Origin of the sequence: Amycolatopsis roodepoortensis (genome assembly GCF_014873915.1) — a bacterium.
Lineage (GTDB): Bacteria > Actinomycetota > Actinomycetes > Mycobacteriales > Pseudonocardiaceae > Amycolatopsis > Amycolatopsis roodepoortensis.
On sequence record NZ_JADBEJ010000001.1, the window covers coordinates 1,249,129 to 1,265,421 of the forward strand.

Genomic DNA, 16,293 nt, shown 5'->3' on the forward strand with positions numbered 1-16,293 from the left:
CGGTGAGTCATGCGACGGCGCGCACGCGGGTACTCGGCGTCAATCCGCTCGGACGGCCCGATCCGGGGCTGGCGGCGGCCGTCGCCAGGGGCGGCGGTCTCGGGATCGTGCCGATCGGGTCCATAGTGGACGGAGGGTTCCCGTTCGGCGTCCGGATCCCCGCGGGCCGCCACGTGCGGGACGAAGAGGTGCGGGAAAGCGGCGCGGGGCTCGTGCTGCTGGCCGAGGGGGCGGTCTGGCGGGGCAGGGCCTGCCTCCCCGTGCTGGCCGAGGTGACCGGCGTCGAGCAGGCCGTCCGGATGCTCGACGCCGGCGCCTCCGGTCTGGTGGCGAAGGGAGCCGAAGCGGGCGGTTCGGATCTCACCACGTTCGTCCTGCTGCAGCGGTTGCTGGAGCGGTTCGGTGAGGGCGTCCCGGTGTGGGCGTACGGGGGCATCGGGCCGAGGACGGCGGTGGCCGCGATCGCCGGCGGCGCGGCGGGTGTGGTGCTCGACGGGCTCGGCCTGTTCCCGGAGGCCGACGTGCCCGACGCGGACCGCGTCGAGCTGGCCAGGGCCGACGACGGACTCAGCGCGATGCTCGAGAATCGCTTCGAGGACGCGGAAAGCGCTGTCCGCTCGGTCGTGCGGTCGCTCGCGGTGCCGGCGGCGATCCCCGCGGACCAAGGCGAACGGCTGTGCCGCACGTTGGGGACCCGGCTGCCGGTCGTGCAGGGCCCGATGACGCGGGTGAGCGACCAGCCCGGGTTCGCCGCCGCCGTGGCCGCGAACGACGGCTTCCCGTTCGTCGCGGTCGCCACCGCGAACGGCGCCAAGACCGCCGAGCTGCTCGGCCGCACCGCCGAAGCCCTCGGCGACCGACCTTGGGGAGCGGGCATCCTCGGGTTCGTCCCGGAGGACTTGCGCGTCGAACAGCTCGCGGCGATCCGGGCGGCCCGCCCGCGCTGCGTGCTGATCGCGGGCGGGAAACCGGCGCAGGCCAAGGCGCTGGAGGCCGACGGCATCGCGACCTTCCTCCACGTGCCGTCGCCGATCCTGCTGCGGCAGTTCCTCGACGCCGGGATCCGCCGGTTCGTCTTCGAGGGTGCCGAATGCGGTGGGCACATCGGCCCGCGGTCGAGCTTCGTGCTGTGGGAGCAGCAGCTGGACGTCCTGCGCGAACGCGGCGCCGATGACGTCGAGATCCTGTTCGCGGGCGGAATCCACGACGCCCGGTCCGCCGCGATGGTCTCGGCGATGGCGGAGCCGCTCACGGGCATCGGCGTCCTGATGGGCACCGCGTACCTGTTCACCGAAGAGGCCGTGACCCACGGAGCCATCACCGGGACCTTCCAGGACCGCGTGCTCGACGCCGGATCCACGGTCACCCTGGAGACCGCGCCCGGCCACCTGACCCGCTGCCTGCCCAGCCCCTATACCGACGAGTTCGCCGCGCTGAAGGCCGGGCTCCGCGCGGACGGCGTCCCGCCGCAGGAGGCCTGGCAGCGGCTGGAGGAGCTGAACACCGGACGGCTGCGGATCGCGAGCAAGGGCATCCGGCGAGATGGCGACGCGCTCGTCGAGGTCGACACCCTCGGCCAGCTCGCCGAGGGGATGTACATGGCGGGTCAGGTGACGGTCCTGCGCGAGGACCGCACCGATATCGCGACCCTGCACCGGGAAGTCACCGAAAGCGCGGCGGAACTGCTCGCCGCCCGCGGTCCCGTCGAAGAGTCCGTTGTGGACGGTGACATCGCGATCGTCGGGATGGCCTGTGTGTTCCCGGGGGCACCCGACCTCCCGGCCTTCTGGTCCAACGTCCTGCGCGGCGCGGACGCCGTCACCGAGGTGCCGGACCAGCGCTGGGACACCGACGTCTACGCGGACCAGTCGACGTCGAAATGGGGCGGTTTCCTGCCGCCGGTGGACTTCGACCCGCTCGCCTACGGCATCCCGCCGAAGTCGATGGGCAGCATCGACCCGGCACAGCTGGTCTCCCTGCAGACCGCGCGCCGCGCCCTCGAAGACGCCGGTTACGGCGAAGGAGGCTTCGACCGCGAGCGCACCAGCGTCATCTTCGGCGCCGAGGCCGGGGGAGACCTGGCGAACGCCGGAGTCCTGCGCGCGCTGCTGCCCAGCTACCTCGAGGACGTCCCTGAAGAGCTCCTCTCCCAGCTGCCGGAGCTGACCGAGGATTCGTTCCCCGGCACTCTCGCCAACGTGATCTCCGGCCGCATCGCGAACCGGCTCGACCTCGGCGGCGCCAACTACACCGTCGACGCCGCGTGCGGTTCCTCGCTGGCCGCGCTGGATCTCGCGGTGAAGGAGCTGCGGGCGGGGACGAGTTCGATGGTCCTGTGCGGAGCGGTCGATCTGCACAACGGCGTCAACGACTACCTCATGTTCACCTCGGCGGGTGCCCTGTCGCCGACCGGCCGGTGCCGTCCGTTCGACGCGTCGGCGGACGGCATCGCACTCGGCGAGGGCGTCGCGTGTCTCGTGCTGAAGCGGCGGTCCGACGCCGAACGCGACGGTGACCGCGTCTACGCCGTGGTCAAGGGCGTCGGCGCCGCCAGCGACGGCAAGGCGCTCGGCCTCACCGCGCCGCGTCCCGAGGGGCAGCGGCGAGCCCTCGCGCGTGCCTACCGCGACGCCGGCGTCTCCCCGGCGGACGTCTCGCTGGTCGAGGCGCACGGCACGGGCACGGTCGTCGGCGACGCCACCGAACTGACCACGCTCACCGAGTTCTTCCTCGCCGCGGGCGCCGAACCGGGCACGTGCGCGCTGGGTTCGGTGAAGAGCCAGATCGGGCACACGAAATGCGCCGCGGGGCTGGCGGGCCTGATGAAGGCGGCGCTGGCGCTGTGGCACGAGGTCGTGCCGCCCACGCTGCATCTGAGCAGGCCGAACCCCGCCTGGGACGCCGAGCGCAGTCCCTTCACCTTCTCCACCGGCGCCCGGCCGACGCCGGTTCCGCGCGGACGCGAGTTCGCCGGAGTGAGCGCGTTCGGGTTCGGTGGGACCAATTTCCACGCGGTGCTCGCCGCCCCGGGTGTCCCGCCGGGACGGCGGCACGGCCCGCGTGACTGGGACGCCGAGCTGGTCCTGCTCCGCGGTGCCGACGTGGACGCCGCCCGCGCCACCCTGCGGGAGCTGCTGGCGGCCAACGAAGGTCGTCCGCTGCGGGAAATCGCCGCTCTCGCCGCCGAACGGGGCGGATCGGGGCCGGTGCGGCTCGCGGTCGTCGCGAGTGACGTCGCGGAACTGCGCGAGGCAGCCGAGAACGGCGGGATGGTCGCGGACGACACCGAAGCCGGGGCGATCGCGTTCCTGTTCCCCGGGCAGGGCAGCCAGCGGACGGGAATGCTGGCGGACCTGTTCGTGCACTTCCCCGAACTGGCCGACGTCCTGAGGCTCGCCCCCGACGTTGCGGCGACGGCGTTCCCGCCGCGCGCGTTCACCGAAGACGCCCGCGCCGCGCAGGACGAAGCGCTGAAGGACACGCGTCTCGCGCAACCCGCGCTCGGGCTCGTGGAGTCGGCCGTCTGCCGGCTGCTCGCCGACCTCGGCGTCCGGCCGGATCTGCTGGCGGGGCACAGCTACGGTGAGCTGACCGCGCTGTCGGTCGCGGGCGCGTTCGACACGCCGACCCTGGTGGCGCTCAGCCGGGCCAGGGCCCGTTCGATCGCCGAAGTCGCGGGCGCGGATCCCGGCGCGATGGCCGCGGTGAAGGCTTCCCGTGAGGAGCTGGCCGCCGTCCTCGATCACCCGGACGTCGTACCGGCCAATCACAACGCGCCGGGACAGACCGTCCTTTCCGGACCGACGGCCGCCATCGAGGAGGCGGTCCGCGAACTGCGGGCCCAGGGGATCGGCGCGAAGCGGATCCCGGTCGCCTGCGCCTTCCACAGTCCGCTGGTGGCCGGGGCGAGCGACGTGTTCGCCGTCGATCTCGACAACGCCGAGATCGGTGAGCCTGGCCCGCCGGTGTGGTCGAACCGCACCGCCCGGCCGTACGAAGCAGGTGCGGTCCGCACCGAGCTGGCCGCCCAGATCGGCTCGCCGGTGCGCTTCGTGGAACTGATCGAGGACATGTACGCGGCGGGTGCGCGCACGTTCGTGGAGGCGGGCCCGGGACAGGTGCTTTCCAGGCTGGTGAAGGACATCCTCGGCGACCGGCCGCACACCGTGATCGCGTGCGACCCCGGCGGGCCGGGGCTGCGCGGGTTCCTCACCGCCCTCGCGCGCCTGGCGCTCACCGGTGTCGACGTGCGCACCGAACGGCTCTTCCGCGGCCGGGTCCGTGTCGGTCCGCTCCCCAAGCCCGCCTGGACCGTGGACGGCCAGACCGTCCGCGCGCCCGGCGGCGAGATCCCCGCCCAAGGGCTCGTGCCCGCCCGACGAATCCCGAGGACGACCATGAACCAGCCCACGCCCGGACGTGACCAGGCCGTCGTCGAATTCCTCCGCACCAGCCGTGAAATGCTGGCGGCGCAACGGGACGTGATGCTGGGGTACCTCGGCACCGCGCCCCTCGCCCTCGCTCCGGTGCAGGCTCCGGTCCTGCCCGCGCTGCTGCCGCCGGTCGAGGCTCCGGTCGTCGTGCCCGAGCCGGAACCGGCCCCGGAGGCCGTGGTCACGGACGTCCTGGCCACCGTGATCGGCGCGATCAGCGAACGCACCGGCTATCCGGCGGAGATGATCGACGCGGATCTCGACCTCGAAGCGGACCTTTCCATCGACTCGATCAAACGCACCGAGATCGCGGGCTCGCTGCTCGCGAAGCTCGGCCTCACCGGCCGGGTGCACGACGACGCCCAAGACCAGCTCAGCCGGGACCGGACGGCGAGCGCGCTGGCCGCACGGCTGCGGAAGTGGCTCGAACCGGCCGCCGTGACGCCGGCCCCCGCCGAGACACCCGCCGGATCCGCCCCCGGCCGGTACCTGCTCGACCGCGTGTCCGCCCCGCTCGGCACACCCGACCTCGCCAAGGTTGACGGCAAGTCGGTCGCCGTGAGCTCCGAGCCCGACCAGGAGGACCTTGCCGAATCGGTCCGCGCGGTGTTCGCCGGCGCGGGTGCCGTGCCGGGGGAGCGGGACGAGGCCGACGTCGTCGTCGTGCTGAATCCGTTGTCGGACGCCGAAGAACCCGTCGCGCCGCAGATCTTCAGCCTGCTCAAGAGCGCCAAGGGTGCGGTGGTCGTGGTGGCGAGGCCGGGCGCCGGGCACACCGCCGGACTGCGCGGTCTCGTTCGCGCGGCGGCGCGGGAGCGGAGCGAGCCGACCAGGCTGGTCGAACTGGAGTCCACAGTGGACCTCGCGCGGATCGTGTTGGAAGAGGTGATCGCCGACGGTCCGGTGGCCGTCCGCTACGACACGGCGGGGCGTGCGGCGTTCGAGCCGTCCGCGGGCTCGCTCGGTTCGATCGCCTACGCGGGCGCCGGTCCCGGCGGGGGAGAGGTCAAGGCGCTCGGCCTCGACGCGGATTCGGTGCTGTTGCTGATCGGCGGCGCCCGCGGGATCACCGCGCGGGCTGCGGTGGCGCTGGCGGCGAGCGGCTGCCGGATCGAACTGGCGGGCCGCACCCCGTGGCCCGCCGAACCCGGCGACGAGGACCTTCCCGGTGACGCGCCGGGGATGCGCTCGGCCCTGGCCGCGCGCGGCGGCTCGCTGGCGGATATCGAACGCCGGGTGCGCACCGTGCTGGCCCAGCGCGAAATCGCGCGGACGCTCGACCAGATCCGCGCGGCGGGCGGCGTCGCCGCTTATCGGTCGCTCGACGTGCGCGACGCCGCCGCCGTCCGGCAGGTGGTCAAGGATCTGCACACGCGTTACGGCCGGATCGACGGCGTCGTCCACGCGGCCGGGGTGATCGACGACAAGCTGATGGCCGACAAGGACGAGCAGTCGTTCCGTACGGTCTACGGGACCAAAGTGGACGGTGCGCGGGCGTTGCTCGACGCACTGGAGCATTTCGGTGTGCGGCCCGGGTTCGTGACCTTCTTCGGCAGCATCGCCGCGGTGCTGGGGAACCGGGGGCAGACCGACTACGCGGCGGCCAACGACGCGCTCGAAACCCTCGGCGAGCAGTGGGCGGAACGCACCGGCTGCCGGGCGCTGACCGTCCACTGGGGACCGTGGGCGCCCTCGGACGACCACGCGGGCATGGTCTCGCCCGAGCTGGCTCGCGAGTACGAGCGCCGCGAGGTGGCGCTGATCGATCCGGACGAAGGCACCGCCGCGCTCCTGCGCGAGCTGGCCTACGGCCCGGCCGACGTCCGCTCCGTGCTGTACACGGCGTCGCTGTGGTGAACAATCAGGAGCCGGTCGCGATCGTCGGGATGGGCGTTTTCCTCCCCGGATCGTCCACTTTGGACGAATACTGGCAGAACATCGTCTCGGGTACCGACGCGATCACCGAGATCCCGCCGCACCGCTGGGACCCGAGTTTCCACGACGGCGACGGGCGCACCCCGGACCGCACCTACGGCAGGCGTGGCGGCTTCGTCGCCGACAGCCTGGACTTCGACGCGACCGCGCTGGGTATCGCGCCCAGCACCGTCGCCGGGATGGAGCCGGACCAGCTGGTCGCGCTGGCCGTGGCGGCCTCGGCGGTCGACGACGCCGGTGGCTTGCGACGGCTCGGGGACCTCGAACGCGTGGGCGTGATCCTCGGCAGAGGCGGCTATCTTTCGCCCGGGCTCCAGCGGTTCGACCAGCGGGTCCGGTCGGTCCGCCAGATCACCGGCGCCGTCCGGGAGCTCCTGCCGTCGGCGCGTCCGGAGATGCTCGACAGGCTCCGCGACGCGCTGCTGGAGCCGCTCGGCGAGTTCCGGCCGGACACCGCGATCGGGCTGGTGCCGAACCTCGCCGCGTCGCGGGTCGCCAACCGTCTGGACTTCGGCGGACCGGCGTACACGGTGGACGCGGCCTGCGCGTCGTCGCTGCTCGCCGTGGACCAGGCGATCGGTGAACTCGCCCGCCGCCGCTGTGACGTCGTGCTGGCCGGCGGCGTGCACCACTGCCACGACGACACGCTCTGGTCGATGTTCACCCAGCTCGGTGCCCTGTCGCCGAGCCAGCGGATCAGCCCGTTCTCGCGGGACGCGGACGGGCTGCTGATCGGCGAGGGCACCGCGATCGTCGTGCTGAAGCGGTTCTACGACGCACGCCGCGACGGCGACCGGGTCTACGCGGTGCTGCGCGGTTCGGGGACGTCGAGCGACGGGAAGGGCGCGAGCCTGCTCAGCCCGGCCGTCGCCGGTCAGACGCTGGCTCTACGCCGCGCGTGGGCGTCGGCGGGGCTCGATCCCACCGTGCCCGGCGCGCTCGGCCTGCTGGAGGCGCACGGGACCGCGACGCCGACGGGGGACGCGGCCGAGCTGGCCACCCTTGCCGAGGTGTTCGGCCCGCCGGACGGACCCCGCGCCGCGATCGGCGCGGTGAAGGCGATGATCGGGCACACCATGCCGACCGCCGGGGCCGCCGGGCTGGTCAAGGCGGCACTCGCGCTGCATCACGCGACCTTGCCGCCGACCCTGAACTGCGCCGATCCGAGCCCTCTCCTGGACAAGACGCGATTCCGTACCCTGGCCACCGCCGAGCGCTGGCGTTCGGGAGACGTGCCGCGCCGGGCGGCGGTCAACGCCTTCGGTTTCGGCGGCGTCAACGCGCACGTGGTGCTGGAGGAGGCCGACCCGGCGCCCGCGCGGCCGCGCCGGGCCAAGGTGACCGAGGAACCCGAGCGTGTCCTGCTGCTCGCGGCGCCCACGCCCGGGGAGTTGCGCGCTCTGCTCGACCGCCCGGAGCCGGAATCCGGTGGGCACGGCCCGTGCCGGATCGGGATCGTGCGGCCCGACGAGAAGCGGCTCGAAGTCGCGCGGAGGGTGCTCGCCAAGGTCGCGGCCGAGGGCGGGTCATGGCACGGCCCCAACGACATCTGGTGTACGACCGCGCCGTTGCTGGAGCAGCCCGGGGCGAAGACCGCGTTCGTCTACCCGGGGCTCGAAGCGGACGCGGAACCACGGTGCGCCGACGTCGCCAGGCACTTCGGCCTGGACCGGCCGGAGTGGTCGACGACGAGCGTGCTTTCGCGCGCTTCGAGCGTGTCCCAGGTCGGGTTGCTGCTCGACGCCGCGCTGAAGCGGCTGGCCATCAAACCGGATCTGCTCGCCGGGCACAGTGTCGGCGAATGGACCGCGATGCAGGCGGCGGGGATGTACCCGGGGTTGTCCACAGAGGACATGCTGGAGCGGTACTGGCCGCAGGGATTCACGCTGCCGGACGCCGAATTCCTCGTCCTCGGCTGCTCGGCCGAGCGGGCCGAGTCGTTGCTCGCGGCCGAACCGGAGCTGATGATCTCGCACGAGAACGCGCCACGGCAGACGATCGTCTGCGGGGATCCGGCCGCCGCCGCCCGGCTCGCCAAGCTGTGCACGCAGCACGGCGTCGTCGCCAGGACACTGCCGTTCCGGTCCGGGTTCCACACCCCGCTGATGCGGTCCCGGCTCGGCCCGTTCACCCGGCTCGCGGCGGAACTGGACCTGAAGCCGCCGCGGGTCCCGGTCTGGTCGGCGACCACGGCGCGGCCGTATCCCGCGGATCCGGTGGAGGTCCGTGAGCTGTACCTGGCGCACCTGGTGCGCAAGGTCCGGTTCCGGGAACTCGTCGACGCGCTCTACGCCGATGGCGCGCGGGTCTTCGTGCAGGCTGGTGCCGGTCAGCTCGGTTCGTTCGTGTCGGACACGTTGGGCTCGCGGCCGCATCTGGTCATCCCGGCGTCGTCCGGGACGAGGCCCGGCCTCGCGCAGTTGCACAGGGTCGCCACCGCGTTCTGGGTGGAGGGCGGGCGGCCCGCGTTCGAGGCGCTGGAGCCGCGCCGCACCCGCATCGACACCGCGGGCACGCTGCTCTCGGTCGAGGGTGACGTCAAGGGCATGTTCGACGGTGCGGTTCCCGAGCTGGTCGACGGCGTGCCGGACGCGATCGTCGCGGAGTTCACCGCGCTGCTGGCCGAAACGCGGCAAGCGGCGGCGAGTGTCGCCAATGCGGCCGCGCGGCGCACCTTCGAGTCCACTGTGGACGTATCGCTGGCGACGATGCCGTATCTGGTGGACCACCGGTTCTTCCGCCAGCGCGAGGGCTGGCCCGACGAAGCCGACTTCCGTCCCACCGTGCCGGCGACGACGCTGGTCGACCTGGCCTGCCGGGAAGCGGAGCGCGCCTGGCCGGGTACGGTCGCGACCGGGGTGAGCAACGCGGCGTTCTCCCGGTGGTTGATCGCCGCCCCCGCCGTGCGCGTGCCGATTTCGATGACGCGAGAGGGTGACCGGATCAGTGTCCAAATAGGACCGCATGCCAGTATGGACGTCCATCTGGCGCAGCGGTATCCGGCGGCTCCTCAGCCGTCTTCGCCGCCGGGGCCGGAAACCGCGCCGCCGCTGACCGCCGCCGAGATCTACACCCGCCGCGAGATGTTCCACGGTCCCGCGTACCAGGGGCTCGACAGGCTCATCGGACTCGGCGAACGGCATATCCGCGGCGACCTCGTCGTGCCCGCGGCACCCGGTGCGCTGCTGGACAACGTCGGCCAGCTGCTGGGCTGCTGGCTGATGGCCACCAAGGCGGACGCGCTGCTGGCGTTCCCGACGTCGATGGGCCGGATCACCTGGTACGCGCCGGAACCGCCGCCGGGCACCCGGCTGCGGTGCGTGGTGCGGGTCCGGCTGCCGCGGCCGGACGTGCTGGAAATGGACGCGGAACTCGTGCTGGACGGCGCCGTGCTGGCCCGGATCGAGCAGTGGCGGGACATCCGGTTCCCGTGCGACCGGGCCGCCCACCGGGTGTACGCCTTCCCGGACCGGCATCGGCTTTCCGAGGACCACCATGGCGGCTGGACGCTGGTCACCGACCGGTGGCCGAGCCCGGCCGCGCGGGACATCTACGCCGGCATCTACCTCGGCGCGGCGGAACGTGCCGAGTTCGCCGCCTGCGCGCCCCGGCGGCAGCGCGGCTGGCTGCTGGAACGGATCGCGATCAAGGACGCGGTCCGCGCGAAACCCGGCCTGGACGGCGTGTACCCGGCGGAACTGCGGGTGAGCGCCGACGGGACCAGGGTGAGCGGGCTCCACGGCCGGACGGTGCCACCGCTGGACGTGGCCGTCGCGTCCACGGGAGAGGTCGCGGTCGCCCTCGTGCGTGAACCGGGGGCGACGCCGCCCAGGATCGCGATCCGGGAGGAAGGCGAGCTGGGCGGGCTCGCCGAGGAAATCGGTATCGGGGCGGAATTCGCCGGAATCCCCGGGCACGTGGTGGCCTGGAACCGCGGGTGAGAGCAAGGAGTAAGAGCATGACGGTCGAACAGCAGAGCCCTGCGTCGGTCTTCGGCACCGTGGCGGAGTTGCTGCGAGAACTGGTCGGGGACGTCGACGTCCTCGGCATCGAGATCACCCCGCGGACCACCTTCCACGAGGATCTCGGGCTGGAGAGCATCGACCTGGTGACCTTCGCGAGCATCCTCGCCGAGTTCTTCGGCGAGGACGTCAACCTCGCGGAGTTCCTGGCGGAGAAGGATCTCGACGACGTGATCGGGCTCCGGGTGGGCGACATCGCCGACTACGTGGCCGCCCGCCTCGGCGAACGGGGGTGAGGCGATGCCGACGATGACCGTCAACGGGCTGCGCACCAACGTGCAGCTCGTGCCCGGCGGGGGCACGGAGACCGTGGTGTTCCTGCACGGTATGGGCACCGACAGCCTCGCGAGCTTCTACCTCACGCTCGCGCCGCCGGTCGCCGCCGCCGGGGTGGACGTGGTCAGCTACGACCTGCGCGGGCACGGCAAGACCGAACGCCCCGAACGCGGGTACACGATCGCGGACTTCGTCGCCGACCTCGACGACCTGCTCGACCAGCTCGACCTCGACCGGCCGGTGCACCTGGTGGGCAACAGTTTCGGCGGCACCCTCGCCTACAGCTACGCCGTGGCGAAACCGGACCGGGTGCGCAGCATCGTGTGCATCGAGTCGGAGCCCGCCACCGAGCTGTGGGCGGGCAAGATGGCGCAGATCCTCGAACACACCGTGCGCTTTCTGAAGGTCGAGGAGAGCTTCGACTGGATCGAGGCCAACTACAGCGCGCATCACCGGCGGCTGGCGCGGATGGCGGCCGAGCGGATCATGTCCACGTCGATGGCCGAAGAAGTCCCGCTCGGTCCGTTGCTGACCCTCGACCAGGTGGCCGGGATCGACTGCCCCGTACTGTCCATTTTGGGCAGTCACGGTTATCAGGCCGACGATCTCACCGCGTTGACGTCGGTGCTGCCCCGCGGCGAACTGCACGTGTTCGAGGGCCAAGGGCATTCGGTGCTGGTCGAGCAGCACCGGGAGGTCCGGGAGCTGCTGCTGAACTGGATCTCGCGGCACGGGAGGCCACGCGGATGAGGTTCCTGCTGGTCGTCCCGCCGCTCACCGGGCACGTGGCGCCGCTGCGCGCGGTGGCCGCCGAGCTGGTGGGGCGCGGCCACGACGTCGCCTGGTGCGGTCCGGAACCCACGACGTCCGAGCTCACCCGGACGGGCCGGGTGTACGCGGCCGGGGACGCGCTGGAGTTCGCCGTCGGACGTCGTCCCGGGGGCCTGCGCGGGTTCGCGGCGCTGAAATACCTGTGGGAGCAGTATCTGGTTCCGCTCGCGGACGCGATGGTGCCAGGAGTCGAGAAGGCGGTGGCCGAGTTCCGGCCCGACGTCGTCGTCGCCGACCAGCAGGCCTTCGCGGGCGCCCTCGTGGCGAGCCGTCGCGACCTGCCGTGGGTGACGTCGGCGTCGACGTCCACCGAACTCGGGAATCCGCTGGGCGCCATGCCGAAGATCGCCGCCTGGGTCGACGGACTGCAGGACGGGCTGCGCGCGCGGCACAAGGTGTCCTGCGGGGACCTGCGGTTCTCGCCGGAGCTCATTCTGGCGTTCACCACCGTGTCCCTGACCGGGCCGATCGCCGACGTGGGCACGGTCCGGTTCGTTGGCCCGGCGCTGGCCCCCGCGCCTCCGGTGGGCTTCTCGTGGGACCGGCTCGACGGCCGACCGCTCGTCCTCGCCACCCTCGGCACCGCCAACGCTGCGCTCGGCCGCCGTTTCCTGTCCGAATGCGTCGACGCGTTGGCCGGGATGCCGGAGGTCCAAGGTCTCGTCGTCGACCCCACCGGTGAGCTGCTCAGCGACGAAGTGCTGGTGGTCAAGCGGATCCCGCAGGCGGACCTGGTGCGCAAGGCGGCGGCGGTGATCTGCCATGGTGGGCACAACACCGTCAGCGAGACCCTCGCTTCGGGGTTGCCGCTGGTGATCGCGCCGATCCGGGACGACCAGTCGATGCTGGCGCAGCAGGTCGAGGCCGCCGGTGCCGGGCTTCGGCTGCGCTTCGACCGGGTGAAGGCACCTGACATCCGCGACACGGTCACCGAGGTGTTGACCGAGCCTGCCTACGCCGCCGCGGCCGCCCGGGTGCGGGCCTCGTTCGCCGCTGCCGGGGGAGTCGTGGCGGCCGTGGACCACCTGGAAGCCCTGTCGCGCTGACGCGTAACTCGCGTGCTTGAACTCGCAACTCGCGTGATTGAAGGCGTAACTCGCGAGATACGCCTCCAATCACGCGTGTTACGCCCGCAATCACGCGAGTTACGCCTTCAATCACGCGAGATACGGGGTTCAGGCCATCGGGGTGACGCCTCGCGGCGACCGGAACGTCCGGGCCGCGATCCACCCACCGGCCGCGGCCGCCACGGCGGCGATCGCGAGCGAAATGGGGACCGACCAGCCAGAAGGCCGGCCCAACGCGAGCGCGCGGGTGGCGTCGATCGCGTAGGTCAGCGGGTTGAGCGCCGAGACCACCCGCAGCCACGTCGGCATCGTTTCGAGCGGCATGTACGCGCTGGAGGAGAACATCAGCGGGAACATGACCACGAACGACGCCATCTGCAGCGTTTCGGCCTTGCGCAGCCAGGTCGTGATGGCGACGAAGATCCAGCTCAAGCACCAGCCGACGACGAGCGTGAGCAACAAGGCCGCGGTGACGCCGAAAACGCCGCCGGTCGGCCGGAAACCGAGCAGCACCACGCTGGCGAGAGCGGTCACCAGCAGTTGCACGGCGAGCCGGGCGGAATCGGAGATGGTGCGCGCGACCAGGACGGCCGAAAGGCTGATGGGCATGCAGCGGAGACGTCCGGTGAATCCACTGTAGATCTCCGCGAGCAGGCCGGCTCCCGAACTCATCGCCGTCGTCATCGCGATGTTCACCAGCGTCGCCGGGACGAGGAAGTTCACGTAACCCTGGTAAGCCGCGACGCCGGGCAGCGTGCTGACGCCGTTGAAGACCTGGCTGAACAGCAGGAGCAGCACGATCGGTTGCAGCAGCCCGAAGAAGACCAGCCGCCGGTCGCCGAAAGCCGTCTTCAGCGACCGGGCGGCGAGCACTCGGACCTGGGTGGCGAACGTGCTCGGCGGCCAGGTCGACGGGTCACCCAGTACCGGTGGTGACGGCGCGCGGTGCCGTGCCTCGGTCATGGCGCGACCGCCGGATTCCGGTGCAGCGAAAGGTAGACGTCGTCGAGTGTCGGCTCGGCGACGGTGAGGTCCTTCATCGGCGCGCCCGCCGCGTCGAGCGCGCGCACCAGCACCGTGATGTCCGCGGGCCCGGCCAGCGCGACCCCGATCACCAGCCCGGACGCCGACGTCGTGCAGCTCATGCCGAGCCGGTGTATCGCGGACAGGGCCCGGCGGGCGGCGAGGTCGGTGCCGAAGGCCAGGGTCGCCGTCCGTTCCCCGAGCCTGGACTTCAGCTCCGATGGCCGCCCGGAGACGGTGACGTGCCCCAGCCCCAGCACGATGACGTGATCCGCCAGTCTGTCCGCCTCCTCGAGGTACTGCGTGGTGAGCACGACGGTGGTGCCGCGTGCGGCGAGCCGTTCGACGCCGTCCCACAGCCCCGCGCGGCTGAGCGGGTCGAGGCCGGTCGTCGGTTCGTCGAGGAAGAGGACGTCGGGGGAGCCGACGAGCCCGGCGGCCAGGTCGAGCCGCCGTCGCATGCCGCCGGAGTACGTCCGCGCGGGACGGTCGGCGGCGGCGTCGAGGCCGAACATGGCGAGCAGTTCGGCCGCGCGGGCCCTGGCCTGTCGCCGGTTCGCGCCCAGCAGCCTGGCGACGAGTTCGAGGTTGCCGCGGCCGGAGAGCGCGTCGTCGACCGCCGCGAACTGGCCGGTGACCCCGATCCGCCGCCGGACGTGATGCCCGGCGCGCACGACGTCGAAACCGCACACCTTGGCGCTGCCGCCGTCCGGTTTGACGCGCGTGCTCAGGATGTCGATCAGCGTCGTCTTGCCCGCGCCGTTGTGGCCGAGCACCGCGAGCACGGTGCCGCGGCCGACCCGGAGATCGACGCCGGCGAGGGCCGTCACCTCACCGTAGTGCTTGGCGAGGCCGGACACCTCGATGGCAGCCTGCTCCATTCGCCGAACGTAGCGGGCGTTTCGGTGCGGCCGCAATGCCCAGAGCCTCGTGAGTAGCAAGGACGGTTAGAACCGTCATTACCACTCACGAGACCCAAGGCAAAACAGTTACGCCCATTACAATCTTTTCCCCGCGCGGAGCCGCCATTCCCGGATTACTTGTCCCCCTGGCATTCCGTCAGTAGCGTGCTGCTCCAGTTGGCCGTTCGGCCGGATAAGTCGAAATGAGGAAGCCCGTATGTCAGTGCTGACCGGGCGCGTTCTGCGCGCCTTCCTGCTCCCGGCCGTGCTGGGGCTGGGGGCGCTTTCCTTGGCTTCCGCTTCCGCCGACCCCGCGCGGACACAGCAGACACGAGAAGCCCTCGCTCAGGAGCCCGCCATCGCCCAGGCCGGACTGACGTTCGGTTTCTACGTCGGCGACGAACAACAGCCCACGACCAGTCGCGTCGCGAAACTCGGTTCGGACATCACGTTCCCGCAGGGCCGGTTCGACGGCAAGATCCTCGGCTTCACCGGCCAGGTGCCGATCACCGGCAAACTCTCGATCCCGCCGACGTCGAGCTATTTCGTGTCCTTCCGCTTCATGCCCGCCACCGGCGATGTCGCACTCATCCCGGACGGCGATGCCACCGGCACGGTCCTCGTGAAGACAGGCGCCACCGGAGACTGCAAGGAGGTCGGCACCAACATCTGCGCGATCACCGACGTCACGAACAAGGTGTTCATCAAACTCTCGAACGCCAAAGTGGACGGCAAGGTCCTCGACGTCGGCCCGAACTGCCGGACCGCGCAATCGGTCGCGGTGAACATCAAAGCGCTGGTGCCGCTCGCGTTCCCCGCCCCGCCGGTGAAGGTCACGAGCACCTTCACGACACCGGGATTCGCCGGCTGCGGGGTGCGTGAGGATCTGAGCCCGTTGCTGACCGGGCTGGTGTCCGGCCCCGGCAACACCCTGGTCACCAACCTCCGGCTGCGATGCGTCGGCGATGGCCCGCCCCCCAACGGATGTGGAGCCTGACGATGGCCAATCCAGTCGCCCTGCTCGCCCGAGCGCCGGAGAAGGCCGCCGCCGGCCTGCGCGAGTTCGGCCGTATGTGCGCCATGGGGATCGACGTCGTCCTCGCGATGTTCCGCCGCCCGGTGCAGGTCCGCGAGTTCATCCAGCAGTTCTGGTTCATCGCGAGCGTGTCGATCACGCCCGCGATCCTCGTGTCGATCCCGTTCGGCGCGGTCATCTCGCTGCAACTGGGTTCGCTCACGAGCCAGATCGGCGCACAGCAGTTCAACGGCGCCGCGAGCGTCCTCGCCGTCGTGCAGCAGGCCAGCCCGATCGTGACCACCCTGATCATCGCGGGCGCGGGCGGTTCGGCGATCTGCGCGGATCTGGGCGCGCGCTCCATCCGCGAGGAGATCGACGCGATGGAGGTGCTCGGTGTCTCGCCGATCCACCGGCTGATCGTGCCCCGTGTGCAGGCGGCCATCGGTGTTTCGGTCCTGCTGAACGGTTTGGTCAGCGTCGTCGGCGTCCTCGGCGGCTACTTCTTCAACGTCATCGTGCAGGGCGGGACGCCGGGCGCGTACCTCGCGAGCTTCAACGCGCTGGCCCAGCTGCCCGACCTCGTGGTCAGCTCGATCAAGGCGTTCATCTTCGGTTTCCTCGCCGGCGTCGTCGCGGCCTACCGGGGCCTGAATCCCAAGGGCGGCCCCAAAGGCGTGGGCGACGTCGTCAACCAGTCGGTGGTGATCACGTTCCTGCTCCTGTTCTTCGTCAACACGATCCTGACCGCGCTGTACCTGCAGCTCGTCCCGGCGAAGGGAACCTGAT

The 16,293-nt window shown here is 71.6% G+C and carries 9 protein-coding genes; 7 read left to right on the plus strand and 2 right to left on the minus strand.

The window, feature by feature from the left end; translation table 11 throughout:
- Positions 1 to 2 precede the first annotated feature (2 nt).
- The 5 genes from H4W30_RS05850 to H4W30_RS05870 are packed head-to-tail and all read left to right on the plus strand — an operon-like array spanning position 3 to position 12,543.
- The gene (locus tag H4W30_RS05850) at positions 3 to 6,290 is read left to right on the plus strand and encodes a type I polyketide synthase (protein WP_192741837.1); all 6,288 of its coding nucleotides are present in this window, start codon (positions 3 to 5) and stop codon (positions 6,288 to 6,290) included.
- Positions 6,287 to 10,309, plus strand: coding sequence for a beta-ketoacyl synthase N-terminal-like domain-containing protein (locus H4W30_RS44465; protein WP_192742448.1), 4,023 nt, complete (start codon positions 6,287 to 6,289; stop codon positions 10,307 to 10,309). The genes H4W30_RS05850 and H4W30_RS44465 overlap by 4 nt, the downstream gene beginning before the upstream one ends.
- Before the next feature lie 17 nt (positions 10,310 to 10,326).
- The gene (locus H4W30_RS05860; RefSeq protein WP_126734326.1) at positions 10,327 to 10,626 is read left to right on the plus strand and encodes a phosphopantetheine-binding protein; all 300 of its coding nucleotides are present in this window, start codon (positions 10,327 to 10,329) and stop codon (positions 10,624 to 10,626) included.
- A 4-nt stretch (positions 10,627 to 10,630) separates the two neighbouring features.
- The gene (locus H4W30_RS05865; protein ID WP_192741838.1) at positions 10,631 to 11,416 is read left to right on the plus strand and encodes an alpha/beta fold hydrolase; all 786 of its coding nucleotides are present in this window, start codon (positions 10,631 to 10,633) and stop codon (positions 11,414 to 11,416) included.
- Entirely contained in the window at positions 11,413 to 12,543 is a 1,131-nt protein-coding gene (locus tag H4W30_RS05870; RefSeq protein ID WP_192741839.1) for a glycosyltransferase, read from the plus strand. Before H4W30_RS05865 ends, H4W30_RS05870 begins: the two co-directional genes overlap by 4 nt.
- A gap of 129 nt (positions 12,544 to 12,672) precedes the next feature.
- On the opposite strand, the gene H4W30_RS05875 is transcribed toward H4W30_RS05870, so the two are convergent.
- The gene (locus H4W30_RS05875) at positions 12,673 to 13,527 is read right to left on the minus strand and encodes an ABC transporter permease (protein ID WP_192741840.1); all 855 of its coding nucleotides are present in this window, start codon (positions 13,525 to 13,527) and stop codon (positions 12,673 to 12,675) included.
- A complete protein-coding gene (locus H4W30_RS05880) occupies positions 13,524 to 14,468 on the minus strand; it encodes an ATP-binding cassette domain-containing protein (protein ID WP_192741841.1) in 945 nt (314 codons plus the stop codon). The genes H4W30_RS05875 and H4W30_RS05880 overlap by 4 nt, the downstream gene beginning before the upstream one ends.
- A 238-nt stretch (positions 14,469 to 14,706) precedes the next feature.
- Here H4W30_RS05880 and H4W30_RS05885 point away from each other — a divergent pair, with 238 nt between their 5' ends.
- Both H4W30_RS05885 and H4W30_RS05890 read left to right on the plus strand, forming a co-directional pair.
- Positions 14,707 to 15,486: a hypothetical protein gene (locus H4W30_RS05885; protein WP_192741842.1), complete on the plus strand. Its 780-nt coding sequence runs from the start codon at positions 14,707 to 14,709 to the stop codon at positions 15,484 to 15,486.
- Between the two features lie 2 nt (positions 15,487 to 15,488).
- A complete protein-coding gene (locus H4W30_RS05890) occupies positions 15,489 to 16,292 on the plus strand; it encodes an MlaE family ABC transporter permease (protein WP_125796979.1) in 804 nt (267 codons plus the stop codon).
- Position 16,293: the final 1 nt, after the last annotated feature.

Excerpts from the sequence above, each read along its gene's own strand:
- H4W30_RS05890 (WP_125796979.1), top strand. The coding sequence starts at position 15,489 with ATGGCCAATCCAGTCGCCCTGCTCGCCCGAGCGCCGGAGAAGGCCGCC.
- H4W30_RS05865 (WP_192741838.1), top strand. The coding sequence starts at position 10,631 with ATGCCGACGATGACCGTCAACGGGCTGCGCACCAACGTGCAGCTCGTG.
- H4W30_RS05870 (WP_192741839.1), top strand. The coding sequence starts at position 11,413 with ATGAGGTTCCTGCTGGTCGTCCCGCCGCTCACCGGGCACGTGGCGCCG.
- H4W30_RS05875 (WP_192741840.1), bottom strand. The coding sequence starts at position 13,527 with ATGACCGAGGCACGGCACCGCGCGCCGTCACCACCGGTACTGGGTGAC.
- H4W30_RS05860 (WP_126734326.1), top strand. The coding sequence starts at position 10,327 with ATGACGGTCGAACAGCAGAGCCCTGCGTCGGTCTTCGGCACCGTGGCG.
- H4W30_RS05880 (WP_192741841.1), bottom strand. The coding sequence starts at position 14,468 with ATGGAGCAGGCTGCCATCGAGGTGTCCGGCCTCGCCAAGCACTACGGT.
- H4W30_RS05885 (WP_192741842.1), top strand. The coding sequence starts at position 14,707 with ATGTCAGTGCTGACCGGGCGCGTTCTGCGCGCCTTCCTGCTCCCGGCC.